We start from the raw sequence: 17,118 nt of genomic DNA on the forward strand, positions 1-17,118 counted from the left end.
TATGCTCCTTTGATGTGTTGATATTACTGAGACAATAGCCTCATGCGGTGGCGACGTCGGTTGCATTCGCCGTTTGCGCCCAGAGTGCTTCATCGCACTTCGGACAGAACTCGTGTTCACCGGACAGGTAGCCATGTGACGGGCAGATAGAAAACGTCGGCGTCACTGTGAGGTAGGGTAAGCGAAAGTGAGAAAGCGCCGTTTTTACCAGCTTGCGGCAGGCTGAGGCCGAGGTGATCCGTTCACGCATATAAAGATGCAGCACCGTGCCGCCGGTATAACGCGTCTGTAAGGGATCCTGGTGGCTAAGCGCCTCAAAGGGATCATCGGTATGGCCCACCGGCAATTGACTGGAATTGGTGTAATAGGGCGCCTCGGGAGTGCCAGCCTGGAGAATGGCAGGAAAACGGGCCAGATCCTCCCGGGCAAAACGGTGCGTCGTGCCTTCTGCCGGAGTGGCTTCAAGGTTGTACATATGGCCGGTCTGTTCCTGAAATTCGCGCATTCGCTCACGAACGTGATCAAGCAGATCAAGCGCCAGCTGTAGCCCCTCTGACGTGGCGATATCGCAGTGATCTCCAGTGAAGTTACGCACCATTTCATTGAGCCCATTTACTCCCAGCGTGGAGAAATGATTGCGAAGCGTGCCCAGGTAGCGTTGAGTGAAGGGATACAGTCCCTGGTCCATCAGTTGCTGGATACGCTCGCGCTTGAGCTCGAGGCTATCGCGCCCAAGACACAGCAGACGATCCAGCTCGGTGAACAGCCCGGCTCGGTCACCCGCGAAGCGGTAACCAAGCCGAGCGCAGTTGATCGTCACCACGCCTAACGAACCGGTTTGCTCTGCGCTACCGAACAGGCCGTTGCCGCGCTTGAGTAGCTCGCTTAAATCAAGCTGCAGGCGACAGCACATGGAGCGCACCATGTGAGGTTTTAGATCTGAATTGAGAAAGTTCTGAAAGTAGGGCAGTCCATACTTGGCGGTCAGTGCGAAAAGCCTCTCGGCGTTGTCACTTTCCCAATCAAAATCATGGGTAATGTTGTAGGTGGGGATAGGGAAGGTGAACACCCGCCCATAGCGGTCACCCGCCTCCATGACATCCAGGTAGGCACGGTTGATCAAGTCCATCTCAGCCTGCAGCTCAGCGTAGCTGAAAGGCTGCTCTTCGCCGCCGATGACCGGCACCTGCTGGCGCAAGTCCTCGGGGCAGACCCAATCGAAGGTCAAGTTGGTGAACGGTGTCTGACTCCCCCAGCGCGACGGCACGTTGAGATTGTAAATGAATTCCTGGATCGCCTGCTTGACCTGGGCATATGAAAGGCCGTCCTTGCGAACGTAGGGAGCTAGATAGGTATCGAAAGAGCTGAAGGCTTGAGCCCCGGCCCATTCGTTCTGCAAGGTACCCAGAAAGTTGACCATCTGACCCAAGGCGCTGGAAAGGTGACGGGGTGGATTGCTTTCAGCCCGCCCCGGGACACCATTGAATCCCTCAAGCAGCAGCGTGCGCAGCGACCAGCCAGCACAATAGCCGCAAAGCATATCCAAATCATGAATATGCAGGTCACCTTCCCGGTGGGCTTCCCCAACGGCGTGTGGGTATATCTCATCGAGCCAGTAGTTGGCGATTAACTTACCCGAGACGTTGAGGATCAAACCGCCCAATGAATAACCCTGGTTGGCATTGGCATGAACTCGCCAGTCGGCGCGTTGGAGGTACTCGTTGACTGTCGACGCAACATCGATGTGACGTTTTGGGTGAGGGTGGCTCGTGGGCATGCTCATGGTATTAAGCCTATATATGCTATGTTTTTTAATAAAGTGCACAATATGTGGTATCTGGATGCTAATAGTTTTGGCCTGGACGATAGGTGATTCAGGTCAAGAAAAGCACAGGTGAGGACGATGGCGGGTAACGCTGGTAGTTAGACCAGCGTCATTTGAGAAGGGGTAGCGACAGGCAAGGACACTTCTAGAGAAGCACGTTCCTAGATAGATAGGGAGACCAGATGGCAGCCGGAGACGTAACAGGACTGGACGCACCGGGCGCATCCCAGGCAGTCATCGACTGATACGTGAGGAAGCCCCTCGCCAGGCAAGATGATGGCCTGGCTGGGGCACGCCTCTTGACACAACGAGCAGCACTCGCCGTAGCTCAATACGCAATTATCGTTGAATACCGGGAAAAGCCCGCTCATGGGGGGAAGCTCAGGCGCGAGGGCGCGTGTCTGGCAGGCAGTGGTGCAGGCCAGGCAAAGGTCGCAGACGTTGTGTTCCAGATTCAGGCGCGGGAGACCTTGTTCCATACTGATGATCTGGTTAGGGCAGGCGGTAACGCAGGCACCGCAGTCAGTGCACAGCCGGGCTAGAAGCGACTCCTCCTGTGCCTGAGGGGGGCGGGGGGTTTCGCGCTGCAGCCGGGGCGGCGTTTGCGCGAAAGAGTCGGTAACCGGGCGCAGTAATCCACGCAGCAGTTCACGGCGGCTGAGGTGGGTATGGCCGAGGCGGGCACGCAGGTAGCGCTCGTCAAGACGGCTCACCGGTAGAGCCTCGGCTGTAGTGGCGTGATACCTCGTTCTGTTTGCCATTGGTGAAGCGTTACGATACTCAGTCGGGCCAGTGTGCAGTAGAAAGAGTGCGGGGAATATTCCTCGAGCTGCTCGAGATAGCGCCAGCTCCAGGGCAGGAGGAACTCACCGAGTAGTCGGTCAACGTGGGCCTCTTGTCCTTCTTGCGCCCATTGACTGAGAAGCAGCAGCAAAAGGCCAATATGATCGAGCGGCTCACGCCGGTCGGCCATGAGGGATACGCCCACTTGCTGCTGTAAAAAATGCTTGAGAGCCTGGTGAGACTCGCCGAAGAGCACCTGCTCAGGGTCCAGGTAAACCGACCCCCAGGGGGGAGCAGCGAGCGCATCAGGGCCGACGAACAGCTGCTGATAGGCGTCCTTGAGTTGCGGCCGTCGGCATGCCTCACTTAGCGTCACGAGTAGAGGGGCTCCCGCCGCGTAGGGCCATGCGTTGGCAAGGCGGCCCTCATCAAGGTGCAGGCCCAACTGTGCCAGCGCCGGCGCATCCGGTGGATAGTAGAACCAGGCACCCAGCAAGCGGGCGGAATGAGCGAGGTCCCGCATGGCGTGATTCATAGCCCCGCGGTCATGTGCAGATTGTAGAAGAGATTACGCCCCAGCATTTCCGCCACCAGCAACAGCGCAAAGCTTGCGCCCAAGGCTAGCGGCTGGTGACGAACGTTACGTAGAGCGAATAACCACAGCGCCAATACCGTGGCCAACAGGGTCATGCGAATGAGTAACAGACCTTGAAAGTGAGGCACCAGATCAGCCGCCGACTGAATGGCCGTTTGGATGCTCGCAAGGCTCATGGCTTGGGCCACGCTGGTGCCCAGTGCGAGCGCTATCGCCAGCCCCCCCAGCCACGGTAACAAACGCGCCAGCTGCCCTTGACCGCTCACGTTTAGCAGTAAATGGGCAAGCAGGGCGCCGCCTATGACACTGGTCAGCAAAAAGGCTATAGGCGTGTAAGGCGTGTCCCACGTGGGCACGGTGGGTATCATGTAGACACGGATAGTGGCAAATACAAAGGCGACGCCCACCAGCATGGCAATACCAAGCAGTATTCTGCGCAGTAGCGGCTTGCCCATGCCGAGGAGCGTTAACAGCCAGAAGAATCCGCCTAGCGCAAAGAAGAGGCTACCCAGGAAAATCTCATTGCTTAGCCAGGAGCCACCCAGGCGCAGCAAGGCATTGGGCGCCCGTAGGGGTGTGCCCAGGTGCAGCGTTGATGCCGCGAAGGCCAGGCCCATCAATACCCAGATAAACAACATCTGACGATTGAGGCGACGGAGGGACGTGCTCTCGAGCCGGCCCATGAGGATTAGCGCGCCCAGCAGGATGAAAGCACCCACGGCGCATTGGGTGAGAACGGTGAATATCACCAGAGGAAGTTCGTGCCAGCCCATTTCACACCTCCTTGGGATTAGCGAGAGAACCGGTGGTGTCGCCCACTGGACGCGCATTGCGGTTCGGTTTGATCACGATGCTGGGGCCGGTGAACGATGCCGGCGGAAGCGGGGCTACCTCATCAAGGGTGCCGTAACGTTCGCGTAGCTCCTCTATCGGGGCGAAATCCAGCGCCCGCAGGGGGCATGACTCTACACACACAGGCTTGAGTCCTTCAGCGACCCGTTCGTAGCAGCCATCGCACTTGGTCATATGGCCCTTGCGTGCGTTGTACTGAGGGGCTCCATAGGGGCATGCCATCGCACAGGATTTGCAGCCGATACAGGTATCGGTATCCACCACGACCAGACCATCTTCTTGGCGCTTATGCATTGCACCGCTAGGGCAAACCGGTACGCAGGCGGGCGCTGCGCAGTGGTTGCAAGCGATTGACAGGTAATAGGAAAAGATTGATGGCTGCCAGGTGTCGCCATCGGCTTGCCATGAGCCACCGGCATACTCGTAGATACGCCGGTAGTTCACGTCGACGTCAAGATCCTTGTAATCCTTGCAGGCCAGTTGGCAGGTCTTGCAGCCAGTACATTTGCTGGAATCAATGTAGAAACCGTATTGCGTCATGACGTCCTCCTCAGGCCTTGTGCACTTCGACCAGGTTGGTGTGCGAAGGATTACCCTTGGCCAGCGGCGAAGGTCGTTGGGTAGTCAGCACGTTGATACTGCCGGCCTGGTCCGTGCCGCTGCGGTTTGGGGCATACCAGGCACCCTCAGCAAGCGCCACCACGCCGGGCAAGATGCGCGGCGTTACCTTGGCGGCGATGCGGACCCTTCCATGCCCGTTATAGATTTCCACGTTGTCGCCGTTGTCGATCCCGCGTGCCTGGGCATCGATGGGGTTGATCCACATTTCCTGGCGGGCAGCGGCCTTGAGCAGTGCTACGTTGCCGTAGGTGGAGTGCGTGCGTGCCTTGTAGTGGAAACCGATTAACTGCAACGGGTATTGGGCTCGTTCCGGTGCGTCCCAGCCATCGAAGGTGGAAACGTGAATCGGCAATGGATCGATGACATCTCCCTCTGCAAGCTCCCACTCGGCAGCGATCTTGGCCAGTGCCTCGGAGTAAATCTCGATTTTGCCGGAAGGGGTGGTGAGCGGATTCGCCTGTGGGTCGCGCCGGAAGTCACGGTAAGCCACAAAGAAGCCATCTGGGTTCTTGCGCTTGTAGATGCCCATTTCGCGAAACGCCTCGAAATCAGGCAGTTCCGGGTCACGCTGGCGGTTCTTGGCGAGCAGGTGACGCAACCACTCCTCCTGCGTACGGCCTTCGGTAAACGCTTCGCCAACGCCCATGCGTGCGGCTATTTCACTGCACATCTCGTAGATCGATTTGCATTCAAACAGGGGGTCGGTGGCCTTGTCGGCAAAGATCAGGTAGTTCATGTTGCCAGCGTTGGCATCCATGGCGAAGTCCATCTGCTCGGAGGTCGTCAGGTCAGGGAGCAGCAGGTCGGCGTAGCGTGCCGAGGAGGTCATGTGGTTATCGATGACCACGATCATCTCGCAGAGCTTTTCATCGGACAGGATCTCGTGGGTGCGGTTGATGTCGGAATGCTGGTTCACCAGGCAGTTGCTGGCATAGTTCCAGATAAACTTGATCGGGACGTCTAGCTTATCCTTGCCGCGAACGCCGTCGCGGGTGGCGGTCATCTCGGGGCCTCGAACAATGGCATCGGTCCAGGTGAACATGGAAATGCTGGTGTCAATTGGATTTTCCAGGGTAGGAAAACGCTCAAAGGGAATAGCGTACCCACCTTCACGGGCACCGCTGTTGCCGCCATTGATCCCCACGTTACCGGTAAGAATGGCCAGCATGGCGATGGCGCGCGAGACCAGTTCACCATTGGCGTGTCGTTGGGGCCCCCACCCCTGAACGATATAGCACGGCTTGGTAGAGCCGATCTCCCTTGCGAGCTGAACGATCCGCCGAGAAGGAATGCCGGTGATGCGCGAGGCCCACTCAGGCGTTTTGGCGACCCCATCGGGCCCCTCGCCAAGAATATAAGCCTTGTAATGGCCGTTGGCTGGCGCGCCTTCGGGCAGAGTGCGCTCGTCGTAACCAACGCAATAGCGATCCAGAAACGGCTGGTCGACCAGGTCTTCGCTGATCAGCACATGGGCTAGACCCGCCGCCAGGGCGGCGTCGGTACCCGGGCGAATGGGCACCCACTCGTCTTCGCGTCCCCCGGCGGTGTCGCTATAGCGTGGATCGATGACGATCATCCGCGCGTCGGAGCGTTGGCGAGCTTCCTCGAGGTGATAGACAATGCCACCGCCACTCATGCGTGTCTCGGCGGGATTGTTGCCAAACATCACCAGTAGTCGGGTGTTGGCGATATCTGAAACGCTATTGCCCGCGGCCCAGCCACCGTAGGTGTAGTTGAGCCCTTCGGAGATCTGCGCGGTACTGTAGTCGCCATAATGGTTGAGGTAGCCACCACAGAGATTCATCAAGCGCGCCACCAACGATGAAGCAGGTGGCCATGATTTGGTGACGGTGCCGCCCAGGGTACCGGTACCGTAATTGAGATAGACAGCCTCATTGCCGTACTCAGCGATAATACGCTTGAGGTTGTCGGCGAGCAGTTGGTAGGCCTCATCCCAACTGATACGGGCGAATTTTCCCTCTCCACGTGGGCCGACACGCTTCATGGGGTACTTCAGGCGGTCAGGGTTATAGATACGCCGCCGCATCGAACGGCCACGTAGGCAAGCACGAACCTGGTGCTCACCGTATTCATCAAGCCCGGTATTATCGGTCTCTACCCAGCTGACCTCGCCGTTGCGTACATGCATGCGTAAGGGGCAGCGACTGCCACAGTTGACCGTACAGGCGCTCCATACTACGCGCTCCTCTGCCTCAGATGCTGGCGCAGCCTGGGCCGACGCCCTGGCCGACACAAAAGGAAGCGGGATGGAACTCGCCGCCAGCGCCAAGGTGCCGGCGGACCCCGTCTTTAACACGTCCCTGCGGCTGACGTTCGGATTGAAAACCTGATGGAGGAGACTAGTTGAAGACTCGTTTTCCATTGCCGATGCCCTTTAGGAGGATAGTTATTTCACTATAGGGCGATGGCTGGAAGCGGAGTTGTCACGCATCAATGTTTAGTCACTTAGTCATTGTTTGTAAAAGAGTTTTGATATCATTTGAGGATGCTTCTCGCTGCCATTTAGGACGGAATCATGGCGGCCTTGTTACGGGTGCTCTCCATGCCTGGTCGGCCATACCAGTATCCGTCGCAGACGTCGGCCTCCACCAGTGCCAACGGGTCGGGAGCAGGCAGTTTGCCGTGTCGAGCCTGATCGAAGGCGTTGACGACCTCGGCCATTCCCTGTGCCCGGGGGCTAAGTCGTGCCACTGAAACGCCCATCTGCGCCATGGTGGAAAGCTCGTGGCGCAGATCCTGACAGGCGCTGGAAAGGGTTTGAATACCGTTCAGGGTAAATACATCGTGGGACTCCTGTGAGCGCAGCACCAAGCCTTCGGGATACTTCTGGCAGACAAACTTGCAGCGATCCTTGGGTGTTTGATGGCGCCGAGCGGTAAAGCAGCGTGACGACCAGGCCAAAGGCAGGTGCCCATAGGCAAACACTTCGCAAGGGTGGGGTATTCCCGCCTGACGGCAGTCGCTGATCAGCTGAGCCAAGCCTTGCTGCGACATTTCCACTGGGGCTTGCCAGCGCTGCATACCGGCACGCGCCAGGACCTGCAGAGTGGGTGGGTTGTAGAGATTGAGCGCGGCCCCTGCGATGAACGGCAACCCTGCCTTTGAGAGGCGTTGCAGGGCGCTTTGGTCATTGGCCTCGACGATAAAATCACCGTTGTCACACAGCTTGCGCAAGTCACGCAAATCGGCTTCGGACTCGATCAAGGTCTGGCTGGCGAGAACGACCTGCTTGCCAGCCTGGGTAAGCTCGCGTCCAATGCCCAGCCAGTCGTCCAGCTTCATGTCGCGTCGCCTGGAGCAGACCGTTTCGCCCAGAGTAACAATGTCTACCGGCCAGTCGGCCGCGTCGCGATAGAACGCTTGGTAGCGTTCCCGGGTCCAGTAAAAAAGTACCGGCCCGAGGGAGAGTTGCAAAGGGGTGGGGGCTGAGATCGGTGGCGTGGTTGTGCGGGTCATCTTTAGCTCCTATTTCCAGCGCCGCTCGTAGGCGCCCAGGGTGGTAATCGCTCCTTCGGAAAGCTCGGCAAGGCCGTTCATCCAGGTGGCTTCTGGGTGAAAGCGCTCAGGCTCGGCTTCCAGGCGGTTGAGCGCCTGACGCCAGATGCCGGCCACTTTCGAGACATAGGCAGGGCTGCGCTGACGACCTTCAATCTTGACCGCGCTGATACCCAGTTCACGGAGTTCCGGTAACAGTTCCAGGGTATTGAGACTGGTGGGTTCTTCGATGGCGTGGTACGTCTCACCGGCGACCTCAAAGCGGCCCTTGCATAGGGTGGGGTAGCCTGCATGCTCGCCTTCGGCGTAGCGATCAATCAGCACATTGTTAAGCCGCGACTCCAAGCCTTGAGGGGTTTCTTCCCAGCGGACATGGGCAGCCGGTGAGCAAACGCCGCGATTATTGGGAGAATCGCCGGTGAGATAAGAAGAGAGATAGCAGCGGCCTTCGGCCATGATGCACAGGCTGCCAAAGGCGAACACTTCCAATTCCACGGGGGTGTGCCTGGCCAGGTCGCGTACCTGAGTGATCGACAATACCCTTGGCAGCACGGCGCGCTTGATGCCAAAGTGCTCGTGGTAGAAACGCAACGCTTCATGGCTGGTTGCTGACCCCTGCACCGACAGGTGTCGCGAGAGTGCTGGGTGGTGTTGGGTCGCGTAATCCAGCAGCCCCATATCGGCGAGAATCAGCGCGTCCACCCCTAACTCAGCGGCTTGATCGACGGCCCGGGTCCACTGTTGCCAGCCATCGGGCTGGGGGTAGGTATTGATCGCGCAAAAAACACGCTTGCCGCGTTGGTGGGCATAATCGATACCTTCACGGGCACGTTTATCGGTAAAGTTTAGCCCGGCGAATTGGCGCGCATTGGTAGAATTCTGGAAACCGAAATAAACCGCGTCAGCTCCCTCGTCAATGGCACGTTTCAGGGCGGGCAGGTTACCAGCGGGGCATACGAGCTCCATAGCGAGACTCCAAGCGATAAAAGTCCGAGCATTTTAGTCACCTTTTCTGGTCAGCTTTTGACACAGGTCATAAGGGAGGGGCTTTCAAAAAGCGAGGAGCGCCACAGAGCCGGTATGCTGGGGGGCAGACGGTTTATAAAATGTATACTGTACGAATATTAATCTACGCTTGCTTCACCCACTGCTAGAGACTTTTCCGATCATGCAAGATGACCTGCTCTTCAATCGTCCCCTGGTGGAAAAATATGACCGTCCAGGGCCGCGTTACACCTCTTATCCCACCGCGCCGCAGTTTCATGCAGCCTTCGCCGAAGATGATTATCGTAGCGCTGCCGAGCGCAGCAACCGGGCCGAAGAGCCGAAGCCGCTGTCGGTGTATGTGCATATCCCGTTCTGCAAAAGCCTGTGTTATTACTGCGCCTGCAACAAGATCATTACCCACAATACCGAGCGAGCGGCTGAATACCTCGAATGGTTAAAGCAGGAGATTGGTGTTCAGGGGGCGCTATTTGATAGTTCCCGGAAAATGACCCAACTGCATCTGGGCGGCGGCACTCCGACCTATCTAAGCAACGCGCAGCTAGGTGACCTGATGGAGGCGCTCGATGCAGCCTTTCATTTCGCCGCGCCTGAAAAGCGCGAATTCTCGCTGGAGGTCGACCCGCGCACCGTGACACCCGAACAGGTGTATGAGCTATACGCGCTGGGCTTCAATCGGTTGAGCTTCGGTGTTCAGGACTTTGATCACGACGTGCAGGAGGCGGTCAACCGGGTCCAGAGCGAAGAGCAGGTGGTATCGCTGGTCAAGGCAGCCCGCGACGCGGGGTTTGACTCGGTCAGTGTTGACTTGATCTATGGCTTGCCACTGCAAACCGTGGCGAGTTTTGATACCACGCTTGCAAAAATCATTGCCCTGCAGCCGGATCGCATCGCGGCCTACAGTTACGCTCATTTGCCTGAGCTGTTTAAAGCGCAGCGGCTGATTCGCCCCGAGGACATGCCGCCGCCCGAGCGCAAGCTGGAGTTGCTGGAGCTGACCATCAAACGCCTGACGGCCGCCGGGTATGTGTACATCGGGATGGACCACTTCGCGCTACCGAATGACGAGCTGAGCCTGGCACGTGAAAATGGCACTCTGCAGCGCAATTTCCAGGGCTATTCCACCCACGCCGATTGCGACATGATTGGGCTGGGGGTCACCTCTATCGGTAAGGTCGGCGATACCTATAGTCAGAACGTCAAGGAGACGGCCCAGTACCAGCATCGTCTGGATGAAGGTCGCTTGCCGGTCTTTAGGGGCTATCGCCTTAGTGACGACGATCGGCTGCGCCGTGATGTCATCAACACCTTGATGTGCCACGGTCGTCTTGAGTTCGCCGCTATCGAGGCTCGTCACAATATTGATTTTCGAAGCTACTTCGCGAGTGCCTTGGCGAGCGTGGAAGAGATGGCGGACGACGGTCTGATTGCATTACGCGACCATGAAATCGAAGTGCTGCCGCCGGGGCGGCTGATGGTCCGCAATCTGGCCATGGCCTTCGATGCCTATCTGAAACCAGCCGAAAATCGCTATTCGCGCACGGTATGAAGTCATCCATTTCAAGCGTCTATTCCCATCTGTGGGCCGCTCTATCACCTTGGGGGTAGAGAGGGTGTATATGGAGGTAATCACGCAGTAATTCTCTTGTCGATCGCGCAGAATCTACTCCATGGAACCCGCCTGGCGGGTATGCAAATTTCCGAGGAGCCTGGAGATCGACCATGAGTCACTTCATAGATCGGCTGAATTTCTTCCGCAAGTCCCGCGAGCCTTTTGCCAACGAGCACGGTGAATTACGCAGCGAATCCCGCGAGTGGGAAAATAGCTATCGTGCCCGCTGGCAGCATGACAAGGTGGTACGCAGCACGCACGGTGTGAACTGCACCGGCTCTTGCAGCTGGAAAATCTACGTCAAAAACGGTTTGGTTACCTGGGAGACCCAGCAGACCGACTACCCGCGTACCCGTCCCGACCTGCCCAACCATGAACCGCGTGGCTGCCCACGCGGTGCCAGCTACTCCTGGTATCTGTACAGCGCCAATCGCCTCAAGTACCCATTGGTCCGTAAGCCGCTGCTGGCGCTCTGGCGCGAAGCGCTCAAGACCAATCCGGACCCGGTAGAGGCCTGGGCATCTATCGTCGAAGACCCGGCCAAGACCAAGCAGTACAAGCGTGCTCGCGGCATGGGCGGTTTCGTGCGCGGTGACTGGGATGAGCTCAACGAGCTGGTCGCCGCCTCGAACGTATACACAGCCAAGCAGTACGGTCCCGACCGTATCATTGGCTTCTCGCCGATTCCCGCCATGTCGATGGTCAGCTATGCGGCGGGCAGCCGCTACCTGTCGCTGATTGGCGGCGTCTGCATGAGCTTCTATGACTGGTACTGCGATTTGCCACCGGCGTCACCGATGACCTGGGGCGAGCAGACCGACGTTCCGGAATCCGCTGACTGGTATAACGCCGGCTACATCATCGCCTGGGGTTCTAACGTTCCCCAAACGCGTACCCCGGATGCTCACTTCTTTACTGAAGTGCGCTACAAAGGCACCAAGACCGTCTCGATTACCCCGGACTACGCCGAGGTTTCCAAACTCACCGACGAATGGCTGTCTGCCAAGCAGGGCACCGATGCCGCCCTGGCGATCGCCATGGGGCACGTCATTCTCAAGGAATTTCACCTTGAGAATCCCAGCGCCTATTTCACCGATTACGTGCGTCGCTATACCGATATGCCGTTTCTGGTAGAGCTTGAGGTACGTGAAGATGGCAGTTTCGCCCCTGGCCGCCAGCTGCGTGCCAGCGATTTCGATGCCGCGCTGGGTCAGGAAAACAACCCCGAGTGGAAAACCGTTGCCTGGGATGAAACCCGTGACCAACTAGTGGTACCGCGTGGCTCCATCGGTTTCCGCTGGGGTGAAACTGGCGATGAAGTGGGCAAATGGAACCTGGAATCGCTGGACGCTGAAGGCACCGAAATCAAACCGCTACTGAGCCTGGCCGAGCATCACGACAGCGTTGCGCGGGTAGCGTTTCCCTACTTCGGTGGCATTGAACATGAACACTTCAAACACGTAAAAGGGGCCGGTGCTGGCGCCGCCGATGACCTGCTGTTCCACAACTTGCCCGCCAAGCGGCTAAAGAGAGCCGATGGCAGCGAGATGCTGGCCGTTACCGTTTTTGACCTGATGTGTGCCAACTACGGCATCGACCGTGGTTTTGCCGGAGACGGTGAAGACGACGGCGCCACCTCGTATGACCAGATTCGTCCTTATACCCCGGCGTGGCAGGAGAAAATCACCGGCGTTCCGGCTGAACAATGCACCCGTATTGCCCGTGAATTTGCCGACAACGCCAACAAGACCAACGGACGCAGCATGATCATCGTGGGTGCCGGTATGAACCACTGGTACCACATGGACATGAACTACCGTGGCCTGATCAACATGCTGGTGATGTGTGGCTGTATCGGTCAGAGCGGCGGTGGCTGGGCGCACTATGTGGGCCAGGAGAAGTTGCGTCCACAAACGGGCTGGACCCCGCTGGCCTTTGGCCTTGACTGGCAGCGCCCGCCGCGCCACATGAACTCCACCTCCTTCTTTTATAGCCACTCTTCCCAGTGGCGCTACGAAAAGCTGGAAATCAAGGAAATCCTCTCGCCGCTGGCCAAGGTTGAAGACTACCCGGGCAGCCTGATCGATTTCAACGTGCGCGCCGAGCGCATGGGCTGGCTGCCGTCGGCACCGCAGCTGGACACTAACCCGCTGCGCCTGGCGAAAAAAGCCGAAGCGGCGGGCATGTCTACCGCGGACTATGCCGTCCAGCAGCTTAAAAGTGGCGAACTGCGCTTTGCTGCAGAAGACCCGGATGCGCCTGAAAACTTCCCACGCAACATGTTCATCTGGCGCTCCAACCTGTTGGGCAGCTCCGGTAAGGGCCATGAGTACATGCTCAAGTACCTGCTGGGCACCCGTCACGGTATTCAGGGCAAGGACCTTGGCGACTTCGGCGGCCAGAAGCCTGAAGAAGTGGTATGGCGTGAGGAGGCACCGGAAGGCAAGCTCGACCTGCTGGTGACGCTGGATTTCCGTATGTCCACCACCTGTCTCTACTCGGATATCGTGCTGCCGACAGCGACCTGGTACGAGAAGAACGATCTCAATACCTCTGACATGCACCCCTTTATCCACCCGTTGACCGCAGCGACCGACCCGGCGTGGGAATCACGTAGCGATTGGGATATTTACAAGGGTATCGCCAAGGCCTTTTCCAAGGTGTGCGTAGGACACCTGGGCGAGGAGACTGACCTGGTCACGCTGCCGATGCAGCATGACTCGCCAGGAGAGTTGGCTCAGCCGGCGGTGATGGATTGGAAAAACGGCGAATGCGAAGCAATTCCGGGCAAGACCATGCCCTCGCTGATCGAGGTCAAGCGTAACTACCCTGAAACGTATGAGCGCTTCACCTCTGTTGGGCCTTTGCTTGAAAGCATCGGCAACGGCGGCAAGGGGATCGCCTGGAATACCGATGCAGAAGTCGAACTGCTGGGTAAACTCAACCATCGCAAACTGGATGGGCCGCACAAAGGTCGCCCGTTGATCGATAGCGCTATCGATGCCGCCGAAATGATTCTGACCCTGGCACCCGAAACCAACGGTCAAGTGGCGGTAAAAGCGTGGGATGCGCTGTCCAAGATTACCGGGCGCGATCACACCCACCTGGCAAGACCCAAGCATGAAGAGAAAATCCGCTTCCGCGATATCGTGGCCCAGCCGCGCAAGATTATCTCCAGCCCGACCTGGTCTGGTCTTGAAGATGAGCACGTCTCTTATAACGCCGGTTACACCAACGTTCACGAGCTGATCCCCTGGCGCACCGTGAGTGGCCGTCAGCAGTTCTATCAGGATCACGCCTGGATGCGCGCGTTCGGCGAAAGCCTGCTGGTCTATCGTCCACCCATCGATACCAAGGCAGCTAAGGGCTTCCAGCTCCCTGCTGATAATGGCTTCAAGAGCAAGGCGTTGAACTTCCTCACGCCGCACCAGAAGTGGGGTATTCACTCCACCTATTCAGACAATCTGCTGATGTTGACGCTCAACCGCGGCGGCCCGGTGGTATGGCTTTCCGAGGCGGACGCAGCGGAAATCGATATCGAGGACAACGACTGGATCGAGGTCTACAACGCCAACGGCTCGATTGCGGCACGGGCCGTGGTCAGCCAGCGGGTCAAGGACGGCATGGTGATGATGTACCACGCGCAGGAGCGTCAAGTGAACGTTCCAGGCTCCGAAGTCACCGGTACGCGTGGCGGTATCCACAACTCGGTGACCCGTGTCTGTCCCAAGCCCACTCATATGATCGGTGGCTACGCGCAGCTCTCTTACAGCTTTAACTACTACGGCACTGTCGGCTCAAACCGCGATGAGTTCGTGTTGGTACGCAAGATGAAACACGTTGACTGGCTGGATGATGAAGGCAATGACAGTGTCCAGGAGAACGTGGCTCTGAATAACAGTACTAGGAATAACAGTGCTCAGGAGGCCGTGAAATGAAAATTCGCTCCCAGGTAGGCATGGTCCTCAACCTCGACAAGTGTATCGGCTGTCATACCTGTTCGGTGACCTGCAAAAATGTCTGGACCAGCCGCGAGGGTATGGAATACGCCTGGTTCAATAATGTCGAGACCAAACCCGGTATCGGCTATCCCAAAGAGTGGGAAAACCAGACCAAGTGGAAGGGCGGTTGGATGCGTCGCACCGACGGACGGATCGAGCCGCGCATCGGCGGCAAGTGGCGGGTATTGGCGAACATCTTCGCCAACCCCGACCTGCCCGAGATGGACGACTACTACGAACCGTTCACGTTCGACTACCAACATCTGCATACCGCCAAAATTGGCCAGCATCAGCCGGTGGCGCGCCCGCGCTCGCTGATTTCCGGCAAGCGCATGCAAAAGATCGAATGGGGCCCGAACTGGGAAGAGATCCTGGGCACCGAGTTTGCCAAGCGGCGCAAGGATGCCAACTTCGACAAGGTCCAGGCGGATATCTACGGCCAGTTCGAAAATACCTTCATGATGTACCTGCCGCGCCTGTGTGAGCACTGCTTGAACCCCACCTGTGTGGCGTCCTGCCCCAGTGGTGCGATCTACAAGCGCGAAGAGGACGGTATCGTCCTGATCGACCAGGACAAGTGCCGCGGCTGGCGCATGTGTATCTCTGGCTGTCCGTACAAGAAAATCTACTACAACTGGAAAAGCGGTAAGTCCGAGAAGTGCATCTTCTGCTACCCGCGCATCGAGTCCGGCCAGCCGACCATTTGTTCAGAGACCTGTGTAGGCCGTATTCGCTACCTCGGCGTATTGCTCTACGACGCTGACCGCATTGAAGAAGTGGCAAGCTCACCCGATGAGCGCGACCTTTATCACCGTCAGCGCGAGATCTTCCTGGATCCGCATGACCCGGAAGTGATTGCCCAGGCCAAGCGGGATGGCATTCAGGAAAACGTGATCAAGGCCGCCCAGGCCTCACCGGTCTACAAGATGGCGATTGACTGGGGGCTGGCGCTGCCGCTGCACCCGGAATACCGCACGCTGCCGATGGTGTGGTACGTGCCGCCGCTTTCGCCGATTCAATCCGCCGCCGAGGCCGGGCATGTCGAGTTCGACGGTATCCTGCCCAAGATCGAATCGCTGCGTATCCCGGTGAAGTACCTTGCCAACCTGCTGACTGCCGGCGAAGAAAAGCCTGTGGTGCTGGCGCTCAAGCGTTTGATGGCGATGCGCCTTTATATGCGGGGCAAGCACGTGGAAGGCGCCCCGGATGCCAAGGTGCTTGAGGCGGTGGGGCTCAGCGAGGCGCAGGTGGAAGAAATGTACCGCTACCTGGCCATTGCCAACTACGAGGATCGTTTCGTGATCCCCACCAGCCATCGCGAAATGGCTACCGAAGCCTTCCCCGAACGGGGCGGATGCGGCTTTACCTTTGGCGATGGCTGCCACGGTGAAAGCCAGCCCAACCTGTTTAACGGCCGCAAGCAGACCAGCGTGCTGGTCAAGCCTGTCGAAGTCTTCGAGCCGCAGCCCCAACTTGAGGAGACTCGTCATGACTGACGCTGCTATCCAATCGCCTGACACAGCTGGTCTGGTAGACCCATCGTACGAGTCAGTCCAGGGCATGCGTAGCCTGCGTGTGCTGGCCCGCCTGCTCGATTACCCGACTCGGGAATTGCAGGATGCCTGCGGCGAGCTAATCGAAATCCTCAACGCCGAGCGCCGCCTGGGGGCGGCTCTCAAATCGTCATTGATGCAGTGGTGTCAGCAACTGCAAGACGCTGATTTGATGGAGCTGCAGGCCGAGTACGTGGCGATGTTCGATAAAGGACGCGCTACCTCTTTACTGCTGTTCGAGCACGTTCACGGCGAATCCCGCGATCGTGGTCAGGCGATGGTCGATCTGATGGCCGAATACAGCGCGGCCGGTTTCGAACTGGATGCCCGCGAGCTGCCGGACCACCTGCCGGTATTTCTTGAGTACCTTTCGTTATGTGACGACGCCGAGATCGGCCGCTGGCTGGGCGAAATACGCCACATCCTGGCGCTGCTCACCGCGCGCCTTGAGGAGCGAGGGGCGGATCACGCCCTGGTGCCGCTGTCACTCTTGGCGTTGATCGGGGCCGAAGGAGATGTCGAAGAGCATCGGCCACAGGTCAAACAGGAAAAACCCGACAACACGCCTGAAGCACTGGATGCGGTTTGGGAAGAAGAAGCGGTGCGCTTCTCGGCGACGTCAGACGAAGATTGCGCTTTGCAGTCTGCCGAAGGCCGTCGTCTTGCTGAGCGCAAGAATACCGTCAAGAGCGAGGCCGTGCGCATCATGACGCCCGCCTCTTCAACCTCTTCTGCCAATCGTTAATAGGAGAACC

At 58.2% G+C, this 17,118-nt stretch carries 12 protein-coding genes; 4 read left to right on the plus strand and 8 right to left on the minus strand.

The features are described 5' to 3' along the window. Window positions 1-40: 40 nt before the first annotated feature. The 8 genes from ACFFLD_RS00275 to ubiU form a co-directional block, all read right to left on the minus strand. Window positions 41-1,816: a ribonucleoside triphosphate reductase gene (locus ACFFLD_RS00275; protein WP_386043824.1), complete on the minus strand. Its 1,776-nt coding sequence runs from the start codon at window positions 1,814-1,816 to the stop codon at window positions 41-43. Between the two features lie 170 nt (window positions 1,817-1,986). Continuing rightward, complete coding sequence (locus tag ACFFLD_RS00280; RefSeq protein WP_386043714.1) at window positions 1,987-2,538, minus strand: 4Fe-4S binding protein; 552 nt, start codon at window positions 2,536-2,538, stop codon at window positions 1,987-1,989. Beyond that, window positions 2,535-3,131 carry a Tat proofreading chaperone DmsD gene (gene dmsD, locus ACFFLD_RS00285; RefSeq protein ID WP_386043716.1) on the minus strand — a complete coding sequence of 199 codons (597 nt, stop codon included), beginning with the start codon at window positions 3,129-3,131 and terminating at the stop codon, window positions 2,535-2,537. The genes ACFFLD_RS00280 and dmsD overlap by 4 nt, the downstream gene beginning before the upstream one ends. 8 nt (window positions 3,132-3,139) lie before the next feature. Further along, window positions 3,140-3,976 carry a DmsC/YnfH family molybdoenzyme membrane anchor subunit gene (locus ACFFLD_RS00290; RefSeq protein ID WP_386043718.1) on the minus strand — a complete coding sequence of 279 codons (837 nt, stop codon included), beginning with the start codon at window positions 3,974-3,976 and terminating at the stop codon, window positions 3,140-3,142. A gap of 1 nt (window position 3,977) precedes the next feature. After that, window positions 3,978-4,595 (minus strand): DMSO/selenate family reductase complex B subunit, encoded by a 618-nt coding sequence (locus ACFFLD_RS00295; protein ID WP_386043720.1) that lies wholly within the window; start codon window positions 4,593-4,595, stop codon window positions 3,978-3,980. Between the two features lie 10 nt (window positions 4,596-4,605). Further along, window positions 4,606-7,059: a DmsA/YnfE/YnfF family dimethyl sulfoxide reductase gene (locus tag ACFFLD_RS00300; protein ID WP_386043722.1), complete on the minus strand. Its 2,454-nt coding sequence runs from the start codon at window positions 7,057-7,059 to the stop codon at window positions 4,606-4,608. A gap of 140 nt (window positions 7,060-7,199) precedes the next feature. Next, complete coding sequence (locus ACFFLD_RS00305) at window positions 7,200-8,153, minus strand: U32 family peptidase (RefSeq protein WP_386043724.1); 954 nt, start codon at window positions 8,151-8,153, stop codon at window positions 7,200-7,202. Window positions 8,154-8,162: 9 nt separating this feature from the next. Next, the gene (gene ubiU, locus ACFFLD_RS00310; RefSeq protein ID WP_386043726.1) at window positions 8,163-9,158 is read right to left on the minus strand and encodes a ubiquinone anaerobic biosynthesis protein UbiU; all 996 of its coding nucleotides are present in this window, start codon (window positions 9,156-9,158) and stop codon (window positions 8,163-8,165) included. Window positions 9,159-9,360: 202 nt separating this feature from the next. On the opposite strand from ubiU, the gene hemN reads away from it, so the two are divergent. From hemN to narJ, 4 genes are all read left to right on the plus strand, one after another. Then, window positions 9,361-10,746, plus strand: coding sequence for an oxygen-independent coproporphyrinogen III oxidase (hemN, locus tag ACFFLD_RS00315; protein WP_386043728.1), 1,386 nt, complete (start codon window positions 9,361-9,363; stop codon window positions 10,744-10,746). A 173-nt stretch (window positions 10,747-10,919) separates the two neighbouring features. Continuing rightward, entirely contained in the window at window positions 10,920-14,747 is a 3,828-nt protein-coding gene (locus ACFFLD_RS00320; RefSeq protein ID WP_386043730.1) for a nitrate reductase subunit alpha, read from the plus strand. Then, window positions 14,744-16,306, plus strand: coding sequence for a nitrate reductase subunit beta (gene narH / locus ACFFLD_RS00325; protein WP_386043732.1), 1,563 nt, complete (start codon window positions 14,744-14,746; stop codon window positions 16,304-16,306). Before ACFFLD_RS00320 ends, narH begins: the two co-directional genes overlap by 4 nt. Beyond that, complete coding sequence (gene narJ, locus ACFFLD_RS00330; protein WP_386043734.1) at window positions 16,299-17,108, plus strand: nitrate reductase molybdenum cofactor assembly chaperone; 810 nt, start codon at window positions 16,299-16,301, stop codon at window positions 17,106-17,108. Before narH ends, narJ begins: the two co-directional genes overlap by 8 nt. Window positions 17,109-17,118 lie beyond the last annotated feature (10 nt).

Source organism: Vreelandella sulfidaeris, from assembly GCF_042429665.1.
In the GTDB taxonomy this organism is placed as follows: domain Bacteria; phylum Pseudomonadota; class Gammaproteobacteria; order Pseudomonadales; family Halomonadaceae; genus Vreelandella.

Excerpts from the sequence above, each read along its gene's own strand:
- narJ (WP_386043734.1), top strand. The coding sequence starts at position 16,299 with ATGACTGACGCTGCTATCCAATCGCCTGACACAGCTGGTCTGGTAGAC.
- ACFFLD_RS00295 (WP_386043720.1), bottom strand. The coding sequence starts at position 4,595 with ATGACGCAATACGGTTTCTACATTGATTCCAGCAAATGTACTGGCTGC.
- narH (WP_386043732.1), top strand. The coding sequence starts at position 14,744 with ATGAAAATTCGCTCCCAGGTAGGCATGGTCCTCAACCTCGACAAGTGT.
- dmsD (WP_386043716.1), bottom strand. The coding sequence starts at position 3,131 with ATGCGGGACCTCGCTCATTCCGCCCGCTTGCTGGGTGCCTGGTTCTAC.
- ACFFLD_RS00290 (WP_386043718.1), bottom strand. The coding sequence starts at position 3,976 with ATGGGCTGGCACGAACTTCCTCTGGTGATATTCACCGTTCTCACCCAA.
- ACFFLD_RS00300 (WP_386043722.1), bottom strand. The coding sequence starts at position 7,059 with ATGGAAAACGAGTCTTCAACTAGTCTCCTCCATCAGGTTTTCAATCCG.
- ACFFLD_RS00305 (WP_386043724.1), bottom strand. The coding sequence starts at position 8,153 with ATGACCCGCACAACCACGCCACCGATCTCAGCCCCCACCCCTTTGCAA.
- ubiU (WP_386043726.1), bottom strand. The coding sequence starts at position 9,158 with ATGGAGCTCGTATGCCCCGCTGGTAACCTGCCCGCCCTGAAACGTGCC.
- hemN (WP_386043728.1), top strand. The coding sequence starts at position 9,361 with ATGCAAGATGACCTGCTCTTCAATCGTCCCCTGGTGGAAAAATATGAC.
- ACFFLD_RS00320 (WP_386043730.1), top strand. The coding sequence starts at position 10,920 with ATGAGTCACTTCATAGATCGGCTGAATTTCTTCCGCAAGTCCCGCGAG.